The sequence below is a fragment of the Kitasatospora sp. NPDC047058 genome, assembly GCF_040643935.1.
In the GTDB taxonomy this organism is placed as follows: Bacteria; Actinomycetota; Actinomycetes; order Streptomycetales; family Streptomycetaceae; genus Kitasatospora.
In genome coordinates, this window is record NZ_JBEYVJ010000027.1 from 25304 (window position 1) to 44399 (window position 19096).

Here is a 19096-nt window from a genome sequence, read left to right on the forward strand (position 1 = left end):
GGACCACCCACGTGCTCTTCCTCTACGTCGTGCTCCTGGTGTGCTGCGCCGTCCTGCTGGTGGCGGGCATCGTCGAGCAGCGCCGGCACTTCGCCGCCCTGGAGCAGATCCCCGCCCGGGTGCTGGTCAACGGCATCCGCGGCAAGAGCTCGATCACCCGGCTCTGCGCGGGCGCGCTGCGCGGCGGCGGCCTGGTGACCGTGGCCAAGACCACCGGCACCGCGGCCCGGTTCATCCACCCGGACGCCACCGAGGAGCCGGTCTACCGCAAGTTCGGCATCGCCAACGTGGTGGAACAGATCGGCATCGTCCGCCGCGCCGCGACCTACCGCCCGGACGCCCTGGTGATCGAGTGCATGGCGGTGATGCCGGCGCTGCAGGAGGTCAACCAGACCAAGCTGATCCGCTCCACCATCGGCGTGCTCTGCAACGTCCGCGAGGACCACCTCGCCGAGATGGGCCCGACCCTGGACGACGTCGCCCGCTCGCTCTCCCGCTCGATGCCGGTCGGCGGCATCTGCGTCACCGCCGAGCAGGAGCGCGCGCACATCCTGCGCGAGGAGGCGGCGAAGCGGGACTGCGAGCTGATCGTCGTCGACCCCGAGTCGGTCAGCGACGAGGAGCTGCGCGGCTTCGGCTGGTTCACCTTCAAGGAGAACGTGGCCATCGCGCTCGCCGTCGCCGCACTCCTCGGCGTGGAGCGGCAGACCGCGCTGCGCGGCATGTGGCAGGCCCCGCCGGACCCTGGGGTGCTCTCGGTCGAGCGCTACCGCACCGACGACGGCAAGCGGCTGCGGTTCGCCAACGTCTTCGCGGCCAACGACCCCGAGTCGACGCTGATGAACGTCCGTCAGCTGGAGGACCTCGGCGCGATCCACCGCCCGCTCAACGTGGTGATCAACTGCCGCCCGGACCGGGTGGAGCGCAACGGCCAGATGGGCCAGATCGTGCCGGACCTCGACCCGGACACGGTCTTCCTGATCGGCCACCCCACCAAGAGCGCCCGGGACGGCATCCCGGCCGGCTGGTCCGGCCGGGTGGTCGACCTCGGCGGCGACAAGCGCGAGCCGGCGGCGCTCACCGCCGACCTGCTGGACCAGCTCGGCCCGGACTCCTCGCTGGTCGCGATCGGCAACATCCACGGCCAGGGCGAGCTGTTCCTGGACGAGCTGGCCCGGCTGGCGCCGGACGAGGAGCCGGACGGCCCCGGAGTCCCGTACCACGAGCCCGAACCGCTCTACCCCGACGCGTACGACGACGGGTACGACGACGCCTACGACGACGGGCCGTCCTACCAGGAGCCGTACGACGACGGGCCGTCCTACCGGCAGCCGTACGACGCGGGGCCGTACCGCGCCGGCCCCGCCCACACGCCCGGCCCCGCCCCCGCGCCCGCCCCCGTCTACGTCCCCGAGCCGATCCCCGACTCGTGGTTCGACTCCCGCCGCACCGCCCCCCACCACGGAGACCAGCAGTGATCCCCACCGAGCTCACCCCCGAGATCGCCGCCATCGGCATCGCGCTCGGCCTGGTCTTCTCGCTCGTCTGCTACCTGACCACCAACCTCTCCCCCGGCGGCATGATCACGCCCGGCTGGCTGGCCCTCACCCTGGTCGAGGACCTCCAGCGGGTGGCCATCGTGATCGGCGTGACGGTGCTGACCTACCTCGCCACCCGGGCGGTCCAGAAGCTGGTGATCCTCTACGGCAAGCGGCTGTTCGCCGCCGTGGTGCTGACCGGCGTCCTGCTCCAGGCCACCGTGATGCTGGTCCTCCAGCACGAGCTGCCCACGCTGTACGCCAACCAGACGCTCGGCTTCATCGTCCCCGGCCTGATCGCCTACCAGCTGGTCCGCCAGCCGCGGGCCGCCACCCTGATGGCCACCAGCACGGTGACGCTCGCGAACTACGTCGTCCTCACCGCCGGCGTGCTGCTCGGCGCCCTCCCCGGTACCTGATCCGCTCCCCGGTCCGGTACCCGACCCCCGTACGCCCCACCCCGTACGCCCCAGGAGGAAGCGCCATGCCCGTCACCCGGAAGTCCCTGCTCAGCGGTGGCCTCGCCGTCACCCTGCTGGCCGCCAGCGGGTACCTCACGGTCCAGCTGCGCGACCGCGACGGGCAGCCCGCCGAGGCCGGCGGCACCGCCCCGCTGATCGCCGCGACCGCCGCGCCGACCCTGGACTCGGCCCCGGCCACCGCCAAGGCCGCGGCCGGCTACCGGTACGAGCGGCTGGCCGGCCCGGACCGCACGGTCGTCCGGGACGCCCGCGGCGGGGTGGTCGCCACCCTGACCGACGGCGCCCGCACCGCCCTCCTGGCCGGCCCGAGCCGGACCTTCACCGAGCCGGGCACCACCGCCGCCACCCTGGTCAGCGACAGCTGGGTGCGGCTCATGCCGCAGGCCTGGAAGGCCGGCGCGGAGAACGAGGGCTGGTTCCGCACCTGGTTCCAGCAGTCGCTGGGCTCCACCGCGGACGACGTCCTGGCCATCGCCACCCAGTACCTGGCCGGCGCCCCGGAGGGCAAGGACGCCAAGGGGGTGCGGATCAAGGGCGACGCCTCGTTCGGCCCGCTCAACCCGAACGGCTCGGTCGGCAACGACCTGCGGCTGGAGCAGACCGACTTCGTCGACTACCTCGGCGCCGCGTACACCTTCGCCGACAAGGTCACCAAGCAGCCCGACAAGACCCGCTACGGCTCCTTCGACTGCTCCGGCTTCGTCCGGATGGTCTACGGCTACCGCGCGGGCTACCCGGTGCTCAGCAAGGACGTGGCCGGCAACGGCCTGGCCCGCACCGCCAACGGCCTGGCCCGGCTCTCCCCCGGCGTGCCGGTGCTGCCGCTGACCACCGCGCCCGGCTCGGACACCACCGTGCGGCCCGCCTCGATCGACCCGCTGCAACCCGGTGACCTGGTGTTCTTCGAGATCGACGCACGCACCGGCGCCCGGCTGGACCACACCGGCATCTACCTCGGCCTGGACACCGACGGCCACCCCCGCTACATCTCCAGCCGCGAGGAGGCCAACGGGCCGACCTTCGGCGATAAGGGCGGCACCGCCCGGCTGGACGACAACGGCATGTACGCCAAGGGCCTGCGGAGCGCCAAGCGACTGTAGGTTGCTCCTGTCCGGCCCGGCCGGACACGCCCCCGAGCTGTGGTTTCCCGCCATCCGGGTAACGATCCGGCACGTCGCACCCGGATTTTCTACGCGCGTAGCCGTTTCCCGTCTATCCTCGGACGTGTGAACGCATCTCCTCAGTCGGTCGTCTCCGCCGACCCCTACGCCGCCGCCCAGGCCGCCGCCGCGCGCCTGCGCGAGCTGACCGGTGCCGAGCGCCACGACGTCGCCCTGGTGATGGGCTCCGGCTGGGTGCCGGCCGCCGACGCCCTGGGCGAGACCGTGGCGGAATTCCCGGTCACCGACCTCCCGGGCTTCCCCGCCCCCGCCGTCGCCGGCCACGCCGGCACGATCCGCTCGGTGAAGATCGGCGAGAAGCGCGCCCTGATCTTCCTCGGCCGCAACCACTACTACGAGGGCCACGGCGTGGCCACCGTCGTCCACGGCGTGCGCACCGCCGCCGCCGCGGGCTGCGGCATCATCGTGCTGACCAACGGCTGCGGCGGCCTGCGCGAGGGCTGGGTCCCCGGCCAGCCGGTCCTGATCAGCGACCACATCAACCTGACCGCGGACTCCCCGATCGTCGGCGCCAACTTCGTCGACCTGACGGACCTCTACTCCAAGCGGCTGCGCGACCTCTGCCGCGAGGTGGACTCCACCCTGGACGAGGCCGTCTACGTGCAGTTCCGCGGCCCGCACTACGAGACCCCGGCCGAGGTCCACATGGCCCGGGTCATCGGTGGCGAGCTGGTCGGCATGTCGACCACCCTGGAGGCCATCGCCGCCCGCGAGGCCGGCGCCGAGGTGCTCGGCATCTCCCTGGTCACCAACCTGGCCGCCGGCATGACCGGCGAGCCGCTGAACCACGCCGAGGTGCTGGAGGCCGGCAAGGCCTCCGCCGAGCGCATGGGCGCGCTGCTCGCGAAGGTCCTTGAGCGGATCTGAAGCCGGCCTGGCGCACAATCATGAGCGACGGGGTCCGCAGGCGGCTGTGATCCGCTGATCACACCCGCCCGCGGGCCCCGTCCGCATGCGCACACCCACCACTTTGCGGACTTTCGAACCGGAGTTGGCCATGACGCAGGCACCCACCACCGACCTCCTCGCCCGGGCCCGGGCCTGGCTGGCCGAGGACCCCGACCCGCAGACCCGCGAGGAACTGGCCGCGCTCCTCGCCGCGGCCGAGGGCCCGGAGGCCGAGGAGGACAGCAAGCTCGCCTGGTCCCAGCTGGCCGAGCGCTTCGCCGACCGGCTCCAGTTCGGCACCGCCGGCCTGCGCGGCGAACTGGGCGCGGGCCCGATGCGGATGAACCGCGCCGTGGTGATCCGGGCCGCCGCCGGCCTGGTCGCGTACGTGAAGAGGGAGAACCTCGGGGACCTCGTCGTCATCGGCTACGACGCCCGGCACAAGTCCTACGACTTCGCCCGCGACACCGCCGCCGTGGTGGTCGGCGCCGGCCTGCGCGCCGCACTGCTGCCGCGCGCCCTGCCCACCCCGGTGCTCGCCTTCGCGATCCGCCACCTGGGCGCCGCCGCGGGCGTCACCGTGACCGCCAGCCACAACCCGCCGCAGGACAACGGCTACAAGGTCTACCTGGGCGACGGCTCGCAGATCGTCCCGCCGGCCGACGCCGGCATCGCCGCCGAGATCGACGCGATCGGCGCGCTCGCCGACGTCCCGCTCGCCGAGGACGGCTGGGAGGTGGTCGGCGAGGACGTGATCGAGGCCTACCTGACCCGCGCCGCCTCCATCGTGGACCCGCACAGCCCGCGCGACCTCGACGTCGTCTACACCCCGATGCACGGCGTCGGCCGCGACACCCTGGTCGCCGCCTTCCGCCGGGCCGGCTTCCCCGCGCCCACCGTGGTCGCCGAGCAGGCCGAGCCCGACCCGGACTTCCCGACCGTGGCCTTCCCCAACCCGGAGGAGCCGGGGGCGATGGACCTCGCCTTCCGCACCGCCGCCTCGGTCGGCCCGGACATCGTCATCGCCAACGACCCGGACGCCGACCGCTGCGCCGTGGCCGTCCCCGTCAACGGCAACGCCGCCGGCGGCGCCTCCGGCGGCAACGGCTGGCGGATGCTCCGCGGCGACGACGTCGGCGCGCTGCTCGGCGCGGCGCTGGTCGCCAAGAAGGCCGCCGGCACCTTCGCCACCACCATCGTCTCCTCCACCCTGCTCGGCCGGATCGCCGAGGCGGCCGGGCTCGGCTACGCCGAGACGCTGACCGGCTTCAAGTGGATCGCCCGCGCCGACGGCCTGCGCTACGGCTACGAGGAGGCGCTCGGCTACTGCGTCGACCCGCAGGGCGTGCGCGACAAGGACGGCATCACCGCCGCCCTGCTGGTCGCCGAGCTGGCCGCGACCCTCAAGGAGTCCGGCCGCACCCTGACCGACCTGCTGGACGACCTGGCGCTGGAGCACGGCCTGCACGCCACCGACCAGCTCTCCGTCCGCGTCCAGGACCTCTCGCTGATCGCCGACGCGATGCGCACCCTGCGCGAGCAGCCGCCCACCGAGCTGGCCGGCCTCCAGGTCACCCAGGCCGACGACCTCACCGCCGGCTCCGCCGACCTGCCGCCCACCGACGGCCTGCGCTACTACCTGGCCGGCGAGGCCGTCCGCTCGGCCCGCATCGTGGTCCGCCCCTCCGGCACCGAGCCCAAGCTCAAGTGCTACCTGGAGGTCGTCCTCCCGGTCGGCTCGGCCGCCGGGCTCGCCGCCGCCCGCACCCGCGCCGCCGAGCTCCTCGCCACCATCAAGCAGGACCTCGCCGCCGCCGCCGGCATCGACGCCTGACGCGCCGCGACCGCACGACGAAGGGCCCGCCGGAATCCTCCGGCGGGCCCTTCGTGCCGCTCCTGCTACGCGGCGATCACGGCGATCAGGGCGATCAGGCCGAGCAGGGTGGGGGCGATGATCCACCAGCACCACCGCACGACCACCGGGCCGGCCGCGTCGGGGCGGGAGGCGTTGCGCTCGGCGAGCTCCTGGAGGATGCCGACGACCTGGTCGGACCAGGCGCGGGTCGGGTCGGGCGCGCCCTCGACGACCGAGGGGGCGGGCCGGCCGACGGCCAGGCCCAGGCGGGAGGCGTGCTGGTCACCGCCGCGCTGCGCGACGCGGTTGGCGCGCTTGCGCTGGCGCAGCGACACCGGGACCGCCCACACCTGGTACTTCCTGCCCTCGGCCAGCAGCTCCACCGAGTACCCGGCGCGCAGCGCGTCCACCGAGGCCCACGGGGCCGTGATCGTGCGCAGCGGGTTGCGCACCACCAGGCGCCGGTCGTTGGCGAGCACCGCCGGCCGCAGGGTGTAGGCGATCACCGGGAAGGCGAAGACCGGCACCGCGGCCAGCGACACCCACGGGGTCTTGCCCGTCCCGTTCAGCGCGGCGTCCCCGATCAGCCACCCGGCCACGGCCAACAACAGCACCCCGGAGATCACGCCGGGAATGGAGCGGTACACGCGGTCCGCGTACGCGGGCTCCCCATCGGAGCCGGCCGAGCCCTGGTGGGGCTTGCCGTCGGATTCGGTCATGCCGACGATTCTGCCGCATGGCCCGGCCGATCCACAGGGGTGGCGAGTGGGACGGGAGGGGTCGGCAGATATCGGTCCGGCATCGAAAGGCCGTTGCCCTAGCGGTTGACTACGCGCGTAGATATGCTGGTCTGGTGACTATGTCCACTCTTGCAGCCAATGCCCTCGGCGTTGCGGGCAGCGGTCTTCAGGACGTTGCGGCGTCCGAGGCCTCGCTCCGCCGCTTCCTGCACGGCCTGCCCGGCGTCGACCAGGTCGGCCTGGAGGCGCGTGCCGCCACTCTCGGTACCCGCTCCATCAAGACCACGGCGAAGGCGTACGCCATCGACCTGGCCATCTCGATGATCGACCTGACCACGCTGGAGGGCGCGGACACGGTCGGCAAGGTGCGCGCACTGTGCACCAAGGGCAGGACCCCCGACCCGACCGACCCGACCACCCCCCGCGTCGCCGCCATCTGTGTCTATCCGGACATGGTCGCCACCGCGAAGGCCGCCCTGCGGGGCACCGACATCCAGGTCGCCTCCGTCGCCACCGCCTTCCCCGCCGGGCGCGCCGCGCTCCCGGTGAAGCTGGCCGACACCGCCGACGCGGTCGCGGCCGGCGCCGACGAGATCGACATGGTGATCGACCGGGGCGCCTTCCTCTCCGGCCGGTACCTGGACGTCTTCAACGAGATCGTCGCCGTCAAGGAGGCGTGCAAGCGCCCGGACGGCACCTCCGCCCACCTCAAGGTGATCTTCGAGACCGGCGAGCTGCAGACCTACGACAACGTGCGCCGGGTCTCGTGGCTGGCGATGCTGGCCGGTGCCGACTTCATCAAGACCTCGACCGGGAAGGTCGCCGTCAACGCGACCCCGCCGGTCACCCTGCTGATGCTGGAGGCGGTCCGCGACTTCAAGGCGCAGACCGGCGTCCAGGTCGGCGTGAAGCCCGCCGGCGGCATCAAGACCACCAAGGACGCGATGAAGTACCTGGTGATGGTCAACGAGACGCTCGGCGACGACTGGCTGAGCCCGCACTGGTTCCGCTTCGGCGCCTCCAGCCTGCTCAACGACCTGCTGATGCAGCGTCAGAAGCTGACCACCGGACGGTACTCCGGCCCCGACTACGTGACGGTGGACTGATCACCATGGCCAAGAACAAGAAGACCGAAGAGCCCGTGGCCGAGAAGCGCGGCGGCCTCTTCGAGTACGCCCCGGCCCCCGAGTCGCCCGCGGCCGCGGGTGACATCGCCACCTCCTACGGCCACTTCATCGGCGGCGAGTTCGTCGACTCCTCCGGCAGCGAGGCCCTGAAGACGGTCAACCCGGCCACCGAGCAGGTGCTCGCCGAGTTCGCCCAGGGCACCGACGAGGACGTGGAGCGCGCGGTCGCCGCCGCCCGCAAGGCCTTCGCCGACTGGTCGGCGCTGCCCGGCAGCGAGCGCGCCAAGTACCTGTTCCGGATCGCCCGGATCATCCAGGAGCGCAGCCGCGAGCTGGCCGTCCTGGAGTCGATCGACAACGGCAAGCCGATCCGCGAGACCCGTGACGTCGACCTGCCGCTGGTCGCCGCGCACTTCTTCTACTACGCGGGCTGGGCCGACAAGCTGGACTACGCCGGCTTCGGCGCGAACCCGAAGCCGCTGGGCGTGGCCGGCCAGGTCATCCCGTGGAACTTCCCGCTGCTGATGCTGGCGTGGAAGATCGCCCCGGCGCTGGCCACCGGCAACACGGTCGTGCTCAAGCCGGCCGAGACCACCCCGCTGACCGCGCTGCGCTTCGCCGAGATCTGCCGCCAGGCCGGTCTGCCGAAGGGCGTCGTCAACATCGTCACCGGTGACGGCCGTACCGGCGCCGCGCTGACCGCCCACCCGGACGTCAACAAGGTCGCCTTCACCGGTTCGACCCCGGTCGGACGGGCGATCGCCAAGCAGCTGGCCGGCACCCGCAAGAAGCTCTCGCTGGAGCTCGGCGGCAAGGCCGCGAACATCGTCTTCGACGACGCGCCGATCGACCAGGCGGTCGAGGGCATCGTCAACGGCATCTTCTTCAACCAGGGCCACGTCTGCTGCGCGGGCTCGCGCCTGCTGGTCCAGGAGTCGGTCCAGGACGAGCTGCTGGACGCGCTGAAGCGCCGGATGGCCACCCTGCGGGTCGGCGACCCGCTGGACAAGAACACCGACATCGGCGCGATCAACTCGGCCGAGCAGCTGGCCCGGATCACCGCGCTGACCGACGCCGGCGAGGCCGAGGGCGCCGAGCGCTGGTCCCCGGCCTGCGAGCTGCCGGGCACCGGCTTCTGGTTCAAGCCGACCCTGTTCACCGGCGTCAGCCAGGCCCACCGGATCGCCCAGGAGGAGATCTTCGGCCCGGTGCTGTCGGTGCTGACCTTCCGCACCCCCGACGAGGCGGTCGCGAAGGCCAACAACACCCCGTACGGCCTCTCCGCCGGCATCTGGACGGAGAAGGGCTCGCGGATCCTCTGGATGGCGAACAGGCTCAAGGCCGGCGTGGTCTGGGCCAACACCTTCAACAAGTTCGACCCGACCTCGCCGTTCGGCGGCTACAAGGAGTCGGGCTACGGCCGCGAGGGTGGCCGCCACGGTCTGGAGGCCTACCTCGATGTCTGATGTCACGACGCGTCTTGACGCCCCTGTGCGGATTCAGGTGAGCAAGACCTACAAGCTGTACGTCGGCGGGAAGTTCCCGCGGTCCGAGAGCGGGCGGGTGTACGAGGTGACGGACTCCAACGGCGCGTGGCTCGCCAACGCCCCGCTCGGCACCCGCAAGGACACCCGCGACGCCGTGCTCGCCGCCCGCGCGGCGGTCAAGGGCTGGGCCGGCACCACCGCGTACAACCGCGGCCAGGTGCTGTACCGGGTGGCCGAGATGCTGCAGGGCCGGCGCGAGCAGTTCGCCGCCGAGGTGGCCGTCTCCGAGGGCATCGGCCCGAAGAAGGCCGCCGCCCTGGTGGACGCCGCGATCGACCGCTGGGTCTGGTACGCGGGCTGGACCGACAAGGTCGCCCAGATCGCGGGCGGCGCCAACCCGGTCGCCGGGCCGTACTTCAACCTCTCCACCCCGGAGCCGACCGGCGTGGTCGGGATCGTCGCCCCGCAGGCCGGCTACGGGCACTCGCTGCTCGGCCTGGTCTCGGTGATCGCGCCCGCCGTCGCCACCGGCAACACCGTGGTGGTCGCGGCCGCGGCCGACGCCCCGCTGCCGGCCCTGTCGCTGGGCGAGGTGCTGGCCACCTCGGACGTCCCCGGCGGCGTGGTCAACATCATCTCGGGCCGGACCGCGGACATCGCGCCCACCCTGGCCTCGCACCAGGACGTCAACGCGGTGGACCTCACCGGGGCGATCGCCTCCGACGGTCCCGGCGCGGCGGGTGCCCTGGAGGCGCTGGCCGCGGATACCCTGAAGCGGGTGGTCCGTCCGGAGCTGGACCCGTTCGCCCGGGACTGGACCAATGCTCCCGGTACCGACCGGCTACTCTCCTTCCTGGAGACGAAGACGGTCTGGCACCCGATGGGGATCTGACCGTTCCCGTCGCCGAGTAACAACTCCACAGACTGGCCGTCCCCAGTGCCCTCTCCCCCCAGGGCCCGGACGGTCATTGGACGGACCCGCGCCTCTCCCCCCCGGGCGCGGGTCCGTCGACTTTCGTCGCCGCACGGTTCCGCCTTTCGGCGCTCCCGGCCACGGACCCGGCCCGGGAAGAATCGGCCGCGAGGGAGAACGACCGAGGGGGAGGACACCGTGGGAGAGCTCGTGGGCGAGCTGATGGCACTGTTCGCGGACGGGTTCCTGCGCCGGCTGCACGTGGCCCGCACCCGTCGCCGGCTGGCCGCCGGGCGGCCCGTCCGGGTGCCCTGCTCGGCCCGCTCCGACCGGTCCGGCTGGCAGCGCGCGTACGTCAACGGCCGGCTGCGCATCACCCCGGGGGCCGCCCGCGCCGACTTCGGCTCGCGTGTCCTCGGCCACACCGCACTGGCCGCCGGCGGCACCTTCCACGAGCCCGAGCCCGACACCTGGCACAGCCAGGACTGGGCCGCCACCGCCTACCGGCCGCCCGGCGGCGGCCACCCGGTCTACCTCCAGGTCGACAGCCGGTACCTGCCACTGGTCCGGGCCGCCCTCACCGACCCGTGGGCCCTCCGGAAAGCCTGATCCGCCTGGTTTCGGCATCGCGTCCCGATGCGTCAGACTGGTGTCTCGTGAGTGACTCCCCGCTGAACCACGTACCGATAGCCCGCGCCCGGGTGGTCCTGCTGTCCGGTCCCTCCGGTTCGGGGAAGTCCTCGCTCGCCGAGCGCAGCGGGCTGCCCGTGCTCCAGCTGGACGACTTCTACAAGGACGGGGACGACCCCTCCCTGCCGCTGCTGCCGGACGGCGCGGTCGACTGGGACTCCCCGCTCGCCTGGCACCGCGAGCAGGCCGTCGCCGCCATCCGCAGCCTGCACGAGACCGGCCGCACGGACGTCCCGGTGTACTCGATCCCGGACAACGGCCGGATCGGCACCCGGGTGTTCGACCTGGCCGGCGCCCCCGCGTTCATCGCCGAGGGCATCTTCGCCGCCGAGATCACCGCCGAATGCGCCGCCGAGGGCCTGCTCGGCGACGCGCTCTGCCTGCGCAACGGCGCCCTGACCACCGCCTGGCGCCGGCTGCGCCGGGACGTCCGCGAGGGCCGCAAGTCGCTGCCGGTGCTGGTGCGCCGCGGCTGGCGGCTGATGCGCGCCGAGCGTTCGATCGTCGAGCGCCAGGTGGCCCTCGGCTCGTACCCGTGCGCCGGGGCGGAGGCCGCCCGCCGGATCACCGCGGCGGCCTGGGCGACGCAGTACTCCACGGTCTGAGCGGCGCGGCGCCCCGCTCCCCAGGCCCCGCACGGGGCCCGTGCACGACGAAGAACGGCGGGCCCAGTGCGTCTCCCCCGCACCGGGCCCGCCGTCCTCGGACGACCGCCGGACTCCCCCGGCGGCGCCGCTCCCCCGAGCCGGCGTCGCCAGTCCTCTGGCCGTCCTCTTCACCCGTCCCCCGACGGGAGTCTCATGTGGTCGTTACGCGACCAGCTCGCCGAACGCGCGGACGGTGTCGCCCGACTTGTTCAGGTGCTCGTCCTCGCGCAGCCGGCGCAGCGCGCGCCAGATGCTGCTCTTGACCGTGCCGACGCTGATGCCGAGCACGTCGGCGATCTCCGGGTCGGTCTTGCCCTCGTAGTACCGCAGCACCAGCATGGTCCGCTGGTTCTCCGGCAGCTTGGACAGCGCCTGCCAGAGCACGGTGCGCAGCTCGGTGCCGCCCATCGCGTCGGTGTCGCCGGCCGTCTCCGGCAGCTCCTCGGTCGGGTACTCGTTGACCTTGCGGCGCCGCCAGGCGGAGATGTGCAGGTTGGTCATGGTGCGGCGGAGGTAGCCCCCGACCGCGGCCTTGTCGGTGATCCGGCCCCAGGCCCGGTAGGTGCTGAAGAGCGCGCTCTGCAGCAGGTCCTCGGCCTCGTAGCGGTCACCGGTGAGGTGGTACGCCGTGGCGTACAGGGAGGCGCGGCGCTCGCGCACGTACGCGGTGAACTCCGTGATGTGGTCCTCCGCGACGGCCGGGTGCTCCCCCTGCGCGTCTCCCTGTCCCGCCTGGGTGGTGCGGGCTGCTGCGGGGTTCAGCCGCAGCAGCGTCGCACCGGCGGCCTCGCGGCCGGCCGACTCCCCCGAGTCGGCCTTCCGCAGGCCCGTTCCCCCGATGACCCCGGTCCCCCCGTGCCCCCCCGGGGTGTCCTTGCCCTCGACGCGGACGGGGAGGATCCCCCGCAGCGTGAGGGTGTTGGCGGAGTCGGCCGCACTCCCCATCCGGCCGATCCCGTACAGCTCCCCCTGCCTGCCGCCACCGCTCACCCGGCGAGCGACAGTGTTTCCACCGGTGCTGTGTGCGCACCCCCGTACGATCACGGCACCGGAGGCCTCGTCGGTCCTGACCTCGTACCGGGTCCGGTGGGTGGTCGCTGACGAACGCGCGCCGTGGACAGCCGGGTTGGTCCGGGCCTGAAGCATGGCGTTCATCGTGCGCCCCCTTGGTCGGTACGAGCGGTTCCTGTTGCCGCCTTCCAGCCGGCCCTTTGGCCCGCTGTCCTGCGGCGACATGGAAAATCCTGCCCGCCGGTTGTGATGGCGCTGTCCGCCGACTGTCACAGGGATGTCACAGCGCCGGGGCTTTCGTCCCGCACCTCCGTCTGCCGTCACGGACGCCGGTAGCGCGCATTCCGGTTCCCGCAGGGGCGGTGGCCGACGGGACGGACCGGGCCGGGGGGTGATTCGACGCCCCGGGTGAGCCAGAATGAGGCCGTGCCTTTCCTCCTTCTGATCGAGGACGACGACGCCATCCGCACCGGCCTCGAACTCGCCCTCACCCGCCAGGGCCACAAAGTGGCCACCGCCGCCTCCGGCGAGGACGGTCTGAGGCTCTTCAAGGAGCAGCGGCCGGACCTGATCGTGCTGGACGTCATGCTGCCCGGGATCGACGGCTTCGAGGTCTGCCGCCGCATCCGCCGGACCGACCAGCTGCCGATCATCCTGCTCACCGCCCGGTCCGACGACATCGACGTCGTGGTCGGCCTGGAGTCCGGTGCGGACGACTACGTGGTCAAGCCCGTGCAGCCGCGCGTCCTGGACGCCCGGATCCGGGCCGTGCTGCGCCGCGGCGAGCGGGAGAGCTCGGACTCCTCCGCCTACGGCAGCGTGGTGATCGACCGCGCGGCCATGACGGTCACCAAGGACGGCGAGGACCTCCAGCTCACCCCGACCGAACTGCGCCTGCTGCTGGAGCTCAGCCGCCGGCCCGGGCAGGCGCTGTCCCGGCAGCAACTGCTGCGCCTGGTCTGGGAGCACGACTACCTCGGCGACTCCCGCCTGGTCGACGCGTGCGTGCAGCGGCTGCGGGCCAAGGTCGAGGACGTCCCCTCGGCACCCACGCTGATCCGCACCGTGCGCGGCGTCGGCTACCGGCTGGACCCGCCCGCGTGACCGCCGCCGGCCGCCCGCTCCGGCGGATACCCCGTTCCCCCTGCTCTTGCTGATCTGCATAACGACAGGCTCCCGTGACTGACCATCAGACGACGACCCGCCGGTTCTCCTCGGGCCCGTGGCGGCGGCTGCGCTCCCTCCGGGTGCGGCTGATCGCGGTGTTCGCCGCGGTCGCCCTGCTCACCGCCGTCTCGGCCTCCGGCATCGCCTACTGGCTGAACCGGGACGCGGTGCTCAAGCGCGCCCAGGACACCGCGCTCAACGACTTCCGGGTCTCGCTCAGCCGGAACGTCTCCGAGCTGCCGCTCAACGCCACCTGCGACGACCTGCGCCAGCTCGCCGCCAACGTGGCCAGCTCCGGCCTCAGTTACGAGGTGGTGGTCACCGACCCCGCCCACCCGGACTGCACCGCCTCCTCGGACCCGGCCCGCTACACGCTCGACAGCGTCCCGGAGAAGCTGCAGGACATCGTCGGCAAGCCGCGCGAGGTCACCGAGGGCAACCCGTACCCGTACCACCTCTACTGGCAGCGGCAGAACCTGGAGGGCCGCCCGTACGTGATCGGCGGCACCAAGGTGGTGCCGACCGGCCCGACCGCGTTCATGTTCAAGTCGCTGGAGAACGAGCGGGCCGACCTGAACACGCTCGGCTGGTCGCTGGCCATCGCCACGCTGCTGGCGCTGATCGGCTCGGCGCTGCTCGCCCAGGCCGCGTCCGCCACGGTGCTGCGCCCGGTCAAGCGCCTCGGCGACGCCGCCCGGCGCCTCGGCGAGGGCCACCTCGACACCCGGCTGGAGGTCGAGGGCTCGGACGAACTCGCCGACCTGGCACGGACCTTCAACCGCACCGCGGAGTCGCTGCACGAGCAGGTCGAGGAGCTGAGCGCGCGCGAGGCGCAGAGCCGGCGGTTCGTCGCCGACATGTCGCACGAGCTGCGCACGCCGCTGACCGCGATGACCGCCGTGACGGACATCCTGGAGGACGAGGCCGAGTCGCTGGACCCGATGATCGAACCGGCGGTGCGGCTGGTGGTCAGCGAGACCCGGCGCCTCTCCGACCTGGTGGAGAACCTGATGGAGGTGACCCGCTTCGACGCCGGCACCGCCAAGCTGGTCGCCGACGAGGTGGACATCGCCGACCTGATCATGTCCTGCATCGACGGCCGGGCCTGGTACGACGCGGTCGAGGTGGACGCGCCGCGCGGCGTCCGGGCCGTGGTCGACCCGCGGCGGCTGGACGTCGTCTTCGCCAACCTGATCGGCAACGCGCTCAAGCACGGCGGCTCGCCGGTGCGGGTCAGGGTCCGCGGGTCGGAGGACGCCGTCACGGTGGAGGTCTCGGACAGCGGCCCGGGCATTCCCGAGGACGTGCTGCCGCACGTCTTCGACCGGTTCTACAAGGCCGACAAGGGGCGGGCGCGGTCGGAGGGCAGCGGGCTGGGCCTGTCGATCGCGATGGCCAACGCACAGATCCACGGGGGGACGATCACGGCCGCCAACGGGGAGGTGGGAGCGGTGTTCACGCTGACACTGCCGCTGACCCCGCCGCCGCCGGCCGCCGCTTCCGAGGAGAGTGCGCAGTGAGCGCCGGTCCGTCCCGTCCCTTCCATCCGTCCCGCACCTCCGGCAGACCCGCCCGGCGGGCCGCCGGCGCGGTGCTGCTGCTCGCGCTCGCCACCGGCTGCGGGATCCGCCCGACGCCCGTCCCGGTGGACGCGGGTGCGCCGGCCAGCCGGACCGCCTGCCCGACGACGCCGCAGATACCGACCGCGCCGGCCACGCCCTCGCCCGCCGGGCCGACCGCGGCCTCCGCGCACGGCTCGGCGCGGCCGGGCATGAAGCCGTCGCCCGCGCCGTCGGCGGTGCCGGCCGTGCCCTCGACGGCAGCTCCGTCCGCGTCCCCGTCCGCGTCCCCCTCGGCGTCCCCGTCCGCGCCGGCCGCCGGGGCGGCCTCGACGCCGCCGTCCGACAACGTGTTCAGCGCCGTGCCGACGGCCACGCCGACGGCCTCCGCCAGCTGCCGGTGAACCCCCCGGCGCGCACCCCCGACGGCGTCCGGGGTGCGCGCCGGAATGTTCACGCCTCCGGTGGAACCACCGCGCCATCCGCTCACGTCCTTCCCCGCGTGCAGCGAGATGGCACCAGGACACGCGACGAGCGTTCCGGCGTGCGGACCGAGACCACCGGGCCGGCGACGGCCGTCCACCGTTCCCTCCGCGTGGCGGGCCTGCTGGGAGTCACCCTCCACCTGGTCCTGGCCGGCTGGCTCGTCCTGAGACCGCTGCCGGTGGCCTGGGTCTACGACGCCAACCTGACGCCGCTGGGCTCGCTCCGCTCCTCCACCGCCTGGCAAGTCCTCGGCGAGCTGCTCCTGCTGGCCCCGCTCGGCGTGCTGCTCCCGCTGGCCGGCGGGCGCCTCCGGGCCCCCTGGCTGCCGTCCTTCCTCCGCACCACCGGTGTGTCGGCCCTGCTGGCCACCGCGCTGGAGTTCCTCTCCTCCTGGGCTCCGGGGCACGTCCTCGACGTCGACCACATCCTCTTCGCCGTCGCCGGCGTCGCCGCCGCCCACCTGGCCCTCGTCCCCGCGGCCCGCTCGCTCGCCGTCCACGCCCTCCGCCGGGGCCGCCGGCCTCGCCCGGCGCGGGTGGCACCGCCGCAGGCCCCGGACCAGGCCCGGCTCCGGGCCGGCACCCCCACGATCACGGCGGCCGGTCAGTCCCGGTAGTCCCCGCCGTGGGTGCCCCGGCCACCCGGCCGGGGCACCTGACTCCGGTCGCTGCGCGGCGTCGCTCAGGCGCGCCGCACCCGGCCGCCGACCTCGACGAGGCCGTCGCCGAGGAAGGACGTGACCAGCTGCGAGCCGCGTCCCTGGGTGATCGTCAGGTCCCGCCCGAGTTCGGCGGTCAGCTGGATGGCGGCCGCACCGGTCGCCTCGTCCTCGTCGATCCCGTCCCCGCGCCCGGGGAAGGCCCGTGCCCGCACCGTCCCGGCCTGCTCGTCCTGCCACGCCCAGGCGTAGATCCACTCGCCCGGCGGCGGGACGTCCAGGGAGTCCACCTCGGCCGCGGAGGCGTGCCGCCGCAGGGTCCGCGGCGGCGCCCAGTCCGCGCGGGCCGTGATCCGCGTGAAGTCGCCGTCGCGGCGCACCGCGACCTCCCCGGCCCGCGTGACCAGCCGGTCCGCGCCGAGCAGCCAGGCGGTGCCGACGCACGGGTGGCCGGCGAAGGGGAGGCGGAGGCCGGGCGTGTAGCCCAATCCTCGTCGACGTACGCCTGCCCCGGGTCGCGCTTGCCGACCTTGTCGGCGGCGTACTTGGACTCAAGGCTGATCGAGGCGCCACGCTGCATGACGTCCTGCTCATAAAAGCCGTCCGAGTCGAACGACGTGGTGTCCTCGGTCTCTTCGTTCTCACCCGGCGAGTGCGAGAACGATGTCAGCAGGCCAATACGCAGCCATGTCTCGGTGCTGGCCTTCAGGTCCTGCACCTCGAACAGCCAGCCTCGGGCGTCGATCGGGCGCGGGGCTCCGGTGGTCGCCATGGGGTCACCTCCTAGGTAGGTCGGGGTGTCGTCGCCTCGACGTCGAGGCGGAAGTTCGTTGTGTGCTCGTGCCGGCCGGCGGCGTCGACGCCGATCGGGTAGGGGGTCTGCTGCGCGACGCACAGCACGAGCCAGAGCCCGCCCGGCAGTTCGACACCGGCGAGCCCGTGCAGCGCCCCGTAGATCGCTTCGGCGCGGGCGCGGGACACCCGCGGGTCGGCGGTGCCGCGCACGCGCACCTGCAGGCTTCTCTCGTCCCACGCGTTGAGTGGGTCGGGTGTGCCGGCGCCGTAGAGGGAGAGCTGCACCGCGCCGTCGGGCGCCGGCGGGAGTACCTCTATGAAGGTGTCGCCCCGGGTGCCAGTGGGGTCGTAGGTGAGCAGTCCGGCGGCCTGCAGGTAGCGGGCGAGGGAGTCGAGCAGCTCGGGCAAATGCTTCGCCTCCGGACGAGTCTTCGATTTGTTGCCGGGCGGGGTAGCGTCGAAGAGCGGGGCAGATCGAAGGGAAAGTGACTGGTGGGTAAGGGAATTGACGACGAGAAGCAGCTTGTCTACGACGCTGCGCTCGCGAGGCTGAACGCTGCCGAGAACGCCGTGAGCAGGCTCGTGAACGCGGCGGCCCTCGGGCCGAAGGATGTGGGCAACGTGACGGAAACGGAGCACAAGGCGGCTTACAAGGAGCTCGACGACGCTCGGGAGGCGTTCGAGCAGGCGCGTAAGGATCTGGACGACGCCAGCTAGTTCGGCGGTGGGGGCGGTCTAGCGGAGCGCGCGCCGCACAGCGGCCGCGATGATCTGCTCGACCGCCCCGGCTTCCTCGGCGGCCGGCCGCTCCAGAAACTTCGCCGTCTGGCCTTGGTCGTGGCGGGCGTTGAGATCCTCGTGCACCCTGGTCGCGTATGGCGTGTCGTAGGAGACTCCGGCGGTGAGCTGCTGCTCGTCGACGGACGCGACGCCGGAGCGCGCGAGGGTGCCCTCTTCGATCGGCACCACTTCGCGGGAGACCTGCAGCACGTGCTCGGCGGCGGCGAGCAGGCCGCGCGCCGCGGCGGCACGCTCGGCCCGTAGGACAGCGTCACCGGTCCACTCGATCCGGGAGCGGGGACGGCTCATTCGCACGTCACCTCCTGATGGGCGGGCACGGGCAGGCCCGGCGCGTTGACGGTCGAGACGGTGATCGGGACCGTGGTGCGGCCGGTCGGCAGGGTGATCCGGGAGCCGGCCGGCACGGCGGTGTCGAGGTCGAGCACGACCTGCGCCGAGCTGACGACCTGCCGGCCGTCCGGGGCGCGCACGAGCTTGGTCGTCTCGGCCACCAGGGCGGGTACGTCGTCGAGGGGCGGGCCGTAGACGGGCCCGTACGCGGAATCCCCGACGTACGGCTCGATCACGATGCGGTGGCGCAGCAGCCACCGGGGGACGCGGGTCACCACGGGGCGCCCACCCCGTGACCGGTGAGCCCGGCCTGCTGCAGGGCCCGCCGGGCCCGGGGGGCCAGATCGAGCGTGCCGGCCGGCGCCGCGCTGCTCGCCGAGAGGCTGATCGCACCGGCGCTCACGGACGACCAGCGCGCGGCCGCGCCGGTCCCGTCCTCGCCCGCGGCGAGCTGGTACTCGACCTGAGCACACGCGGCATCGGCCAGCGCCCCCGCGTGCACGGGGTCGGTGGGCGCGCCGGTGGAGTCGACCGGATAGCAGGCGGTGAGCAGCGCGGCGTCGACGTCCTCGGCCGCGCGGGCGAGCAGCCGCTCGGCGTCCACCGGCGCGGGCCGGCCCAGCCACGCGGCGAGCTGCGCGGGGGTGGCGTAGGTGAGAGCCACGATGCCGCCACCCCCGATCACTGGGGCGGCGCGGGCGGCGCCCCGTCCTTGGCGCGGCTGCGCCCCTTGGCCGTGGC

At 73.2% G+C, this 19096-nt stretch carries 21 protein-coding genes and 1 pseudogene; 14 read left to right on the top strand and 8 right to left on the bottom strand.

Annotated elements, in window-relative coordinates:
• Window positions 1–11 precede the first annotated feature (11 nt).
• The 5 genes from pgsB (at window position 12) to ABZ885_RS06555 (ending at window position 5923) form a co-directional block, all read left to right on the top strand.
• Complete coding sequence (pgsB, locus tag ABZ885_RS06535; protein ID WP_360184041.1) at window positions 12–1478, top strand: poly-gamma-glutamate synthase PgsB; 1467 nt, start codon at window positions 12–14, stop codon at window positions 1476–1478.
• Complete coding sequence (locus ABZ885_RS06540) at window positions 1475–1957, top strand: poly-gamma-glutamate biosynthesis protein PgsC/CapC (RefSeq protein WP_360184043.1); 483 nt, start codon at window positions 1475–1477, stop codon at window positions 1955–1957. Before pgsB ends, ABZ885_RS06540 begins: the two co-directional genes overlap by 4 nt.
• A 65-nt stretch (window positions 1958–2022) precedes the next feature.
• Window positions 2023–3120 (top strand): NlpC/P60 family protein, encoded by a 1098-nt coding sequence (locus tag ABZ885_RS06545; protein ID WP_360184045.1) that lies wholly within the window; start codon window positions 2023–2025, stop codon window positions 3118–3120.
• Between the two features lie 126 nt (window positions 3121–3246).
• Window positions 3247–4068 carry a purine-nucleoside phosphorylase gene (locus tag ABZ885_RS06550; protein ID WP_360184047.1) on the top strand — a complete coding sequence of 274 codons (822 nt, stop codon included), beginning with the start codon at window positions 3247–3249 and terminating at the stop codon, window positions 4066–4068.
• Window positions 4069–4198: 130 nt separating this feature from the next.
• The gene (locus tag ABZ885_RS06555; protein WP_360184049.1) at window positions 4199–5923 is read left to right on the top strand and encodes a phospho-sugar mutase; all 1725 of its coding nucleotides are present in this window, start codon (window positions 4199–4201) and stop codon (window positions 5921–5923) included.
• Between the two features lie 65 nt (window positions 5924–5988).
• Here the strand turns inward: ABZ885_RS06555 and ABZ885_RS06560 are convergent, their stop codons facing one another.
• Window positions 5989–6663 carry a PH domain-containing protein gene (locus tag ABZ885_RS06560; protein WP_360184051.1) on the bottom strand — a complete coding sequence of 225 codons (675 nt, stop codon included), beginning with the start codon at window positions 6661–6663 and terminating at the stop codon, window positions 5989–5991.
• Between the two features lie 140 nt (window positions 6664–6803).
• Between ABZ885_RS06560 and deoC the strand changes: the two genes are divergently transcribed.
• The 5 genes from deoC to ABZ885_RS06585 all read left to right on the top strand — a co-directional run bounded on the left by deoC (window position 6804) and on the right by ABZ885_RS06585 (window position 11506).
• Window positions 6804–7790 (top strand): deoxyribose-phosphate aldolase, encoded by a 987-nt coding sequence (gene deoC / locus ABZ885_RS06565; RefSeq protein WP_360184053.1) that lies wholly within the window; start codon window positions 6804–6806, stop codon window positions 7788–7790.
• Between the two features lie 5 nt (window positions 7791–7795).
• Window positions 7796–9277, top strand: coding sequence for an aldehyde dehydrogenase family protein (locus ABZ885_RS06570; protein ID WP_360184055.1), 1482 nt, complete (start codon window positions 7796–7798; stop codon window positions 9275–9277).
• Entirely contained in the window at window positions 9270–10190 is a 921-nt protein-coding gene (locus ABZ885_RS06575) for an aldehyde dehydrogenase family protein (protein WP_360184057.1), read from the top strand. Before ABZ885_RS06570 ends, ABZ885_RS06575 begins: the two co-directional genes overlap by 8 nt.
• 219 nt (window positions 10191–10409) lie before the next feature.
• On the top strand, window positions 10410–10820 hold the full coding sequence (locus ABZ885_RS06580; protein ID WP_360184059.1) for a hypothetical protein: 411 nt from the start codon (window positions 10410–10412) through the stop codon (window positions 10818–10820).
• 47 nt (window positions 10821–10867) lie between these two features.
• Window positions 10868–11506 carry an ATP-binding protein gene (locus ABZ885_RS06585; RefSeq protein WP_360184061.1) on the top strand — a complete coding sequence of 213 codons (639 nt, stop codon included), beginning with the start codon at window positions 10868–10870 and terminating at the stop codon, window positions 11504–11506.
• Window positions 11507–11710: 204 nt separating this feature from the next.
• On the opposite strand, the gene ABZ885_RS06590 is transcribed toward ABZ885_RS06585, so the two are convergent.
• The gene (locus tag ABZ885_RS06590) at window positions 11711–12703 is read right to left on the bottom strand and encodes a SigE family RNA polymerase sigma factor (protein WP_360184063.1); all 993 of its coding nucleotides are present in this window, start codon (window positions 12701–12703) and stop codon (window positions 11711–11713) included.
• 282 nt (window positions 12704–12985) lie between these two features.
• Here ABZ885_RS06590 and ABZ885_RS06595 point away from each other — a divergent pair, with 282 nt between their 5' ends.
• Together ABZ885_RS06595 and ABZ885_RS06600 are read left to right on the top strand one after the other, a co-directional pair.
• A complete protein-coding gene (locus ABZ885_RS06595) occupies window positions 12986–13663 on the top strand; it encodes a response regulator transcription factor (protein WP_148644494.1) in 678 nt (225 codons plus the stop codon).
• A gap of 74 nt (window positions 13664–13737) precedes the next feature.
• On the top strand, window positions 13738–15246 hold the full coding sequence (locus ABZ885_RS06600; RefSeq protein ID WP_360184065.1) for a HAMP domain-containing sensor histidine kinase: 1509 nt from the start codon (window positions 13738–13740) through the stop codon (window positions 15244–15246).
• Here the strand turns inward: ABZ885_RS06600 and ABZ885_RS06605 are convergent.
• Window positions 15182–15742, bottom strand: a complete 561-nt coding sequence (locus ABZ885_RS06605) for a hypothetical protein (protein ID WP_360184067.1) — start codon at window positions 15740–15742, stop codon at window positions 15182–15184. The two genes, ABZ885_RS06600 and ABZ885_RS06605, sit on opposite strands and share 65 nt — an antisense overlap.
• An 87-nt stretch (window positions 15743–15829) precedes the next feature.
• Between ABZ885_RS06605 and ABZ885_RS06610 the strand changes: the two genes are divergently transcribed.
• Window positions 15830–16387, top strand: coding sequence for a VanZ family protein (locus tag ABZ885_RS06610; protein WP_360184069.1), 558 nt, complete (start codon window positions 15830–15832; stop codon window positions 16385–16387).
• Between the two features lie 65 nt (window positions 16388–16452).
• Here the strand turns inward: ABZ885_RS06610 and ABZ885_RS06615 are convergent.
• Window positions 16453–16923: pseudogene (locus ABZ885_RS06615) on the bottom strand (PhzF family phenazine biosynthesis protein); the annotation flags it as partial.
• 289 nt (window positions 16924–17212) lie between these two features.
• The gene (locus ABZ885_RS06620) at window positions 17213–17632 is read right to left on the bottom strand and encodes a minor capsid protein (RefSeq protein WP_360184071.1); all 420 of its coding nucleotides are present in this window, start codon (window positions 17630–17632) and stop codon (window positions 17213–17215) included.
• Between the two features lie 84 nt (window positions 17633–17716).
• Between ABZ885_RS06620 and ABZ885_RS06625 the strand changes: the two genes are divergently transcribed.
• Window positions 17717–17941, top strand: a complete 225-nt coding sequence (locus ABZ885_RS06625; protein ID WP_360184073.1) for a hypothetical protein — start codon at window positions 17717–17719, stop codon at window positions 17939–17941.
• An 18-nt stretch (window positions 17942–17959) separates the two neighbouring features.
• Here the strand turns inward: ABZ885_RS06625 and ABZ885_RS06630 are convergent, their stop codons facing one another.
• The 3 genes from ABZ885_RS06630 to ABZ885_RS06640 all read right to left on the bottom strand — a co-directional run.
• A complete protein-coding gene (locus ABZ885_RS06630; protein WP_360184076.1) occupies window positions 17960–18313 on the bottom strand; it encodes a hypothetical protein in 354 nt (117 codons plus the stop codon).
• Complete coding sequence (locus ABZ885_RS06635; RefSeq protein ID WP_360184079.1) at window positions 18310–18633, bottom strand: hypothetical protein; 324 nt, start codon at window positions 18631–18633, stop codon at window positions 18310–18312. Before ABZ885_RS06635 ends, ABZ885_RS06630 begins: the two co-directional genes overlap by 4 nt.
• The coding region (locus ABZ885_RS06640; protein ID WP_360184082.1) for a hypothetical protein at window positions 18627–19096 on the bottom strand (470 nt) is incomplete at its 5' end. The genes ABZ885_RS06635 and ABZ885_RS06640, both read right to left, overlap by 7 nt.

Coding starts and splice junctions, on each gene's coding strand:
- ABZ885_RS06545 (WP_360184045.1), top strand. CDS start 2,023: ATGCCCGTCACCCGGAAGTCCCTGCTCAGCGGTGGCCTCGCCGTCACC.
- ABZ885_RS06555 (WP_360184049.1), top strand. CDS start 4,199: ATGACGCAGGCACCCACCACCGACCTCCTCGCCCGGGCCCGGGCCTGG.
- ABZ885_RS06560 (WP_360184051.1), bottom strand. CDS start 6,663: ATGACCGAATCCGACGGCAAGCCCCACCAGGGCTCGGCCGGCTCCGAT.
- deoC (WP_360184053.1), top strand. CDS start 6,804: ATGTCCACTCTTGCAGCCAATGCCCTCGGCGTTGCGGGCAGCGGTCTT.
- ABZ885_RS06570 (WP_360184055.1), top strand. CDS start 7,796: ATGGCCAAGAACAAGAAGACCGAAGAGCCCGTGGCCGAGAAGCGCGGC.
- ABZ885_RS06575 (WP_360184057.1), top strand. CDS start 9,270: ATGTCTGATGTCACGACGCGTCTTGACGCCCCTGTGCGGATTCAGGTG.
- ABZ885_RS06590 (WP_360184063.1), bottom strand. CDS start 12,703: ATGAACGCCATGCTTCAGGCCCGGACCAACCCGGCTGTCCACGGCGCG.
- ABZ885_RS06630 (WP_360184076.1), bottom strand. CDS start 18,313: ATGAGCCGTCCCCGCTCCCGGATCGAGTGGACCGGTGACGCTGTCCTA.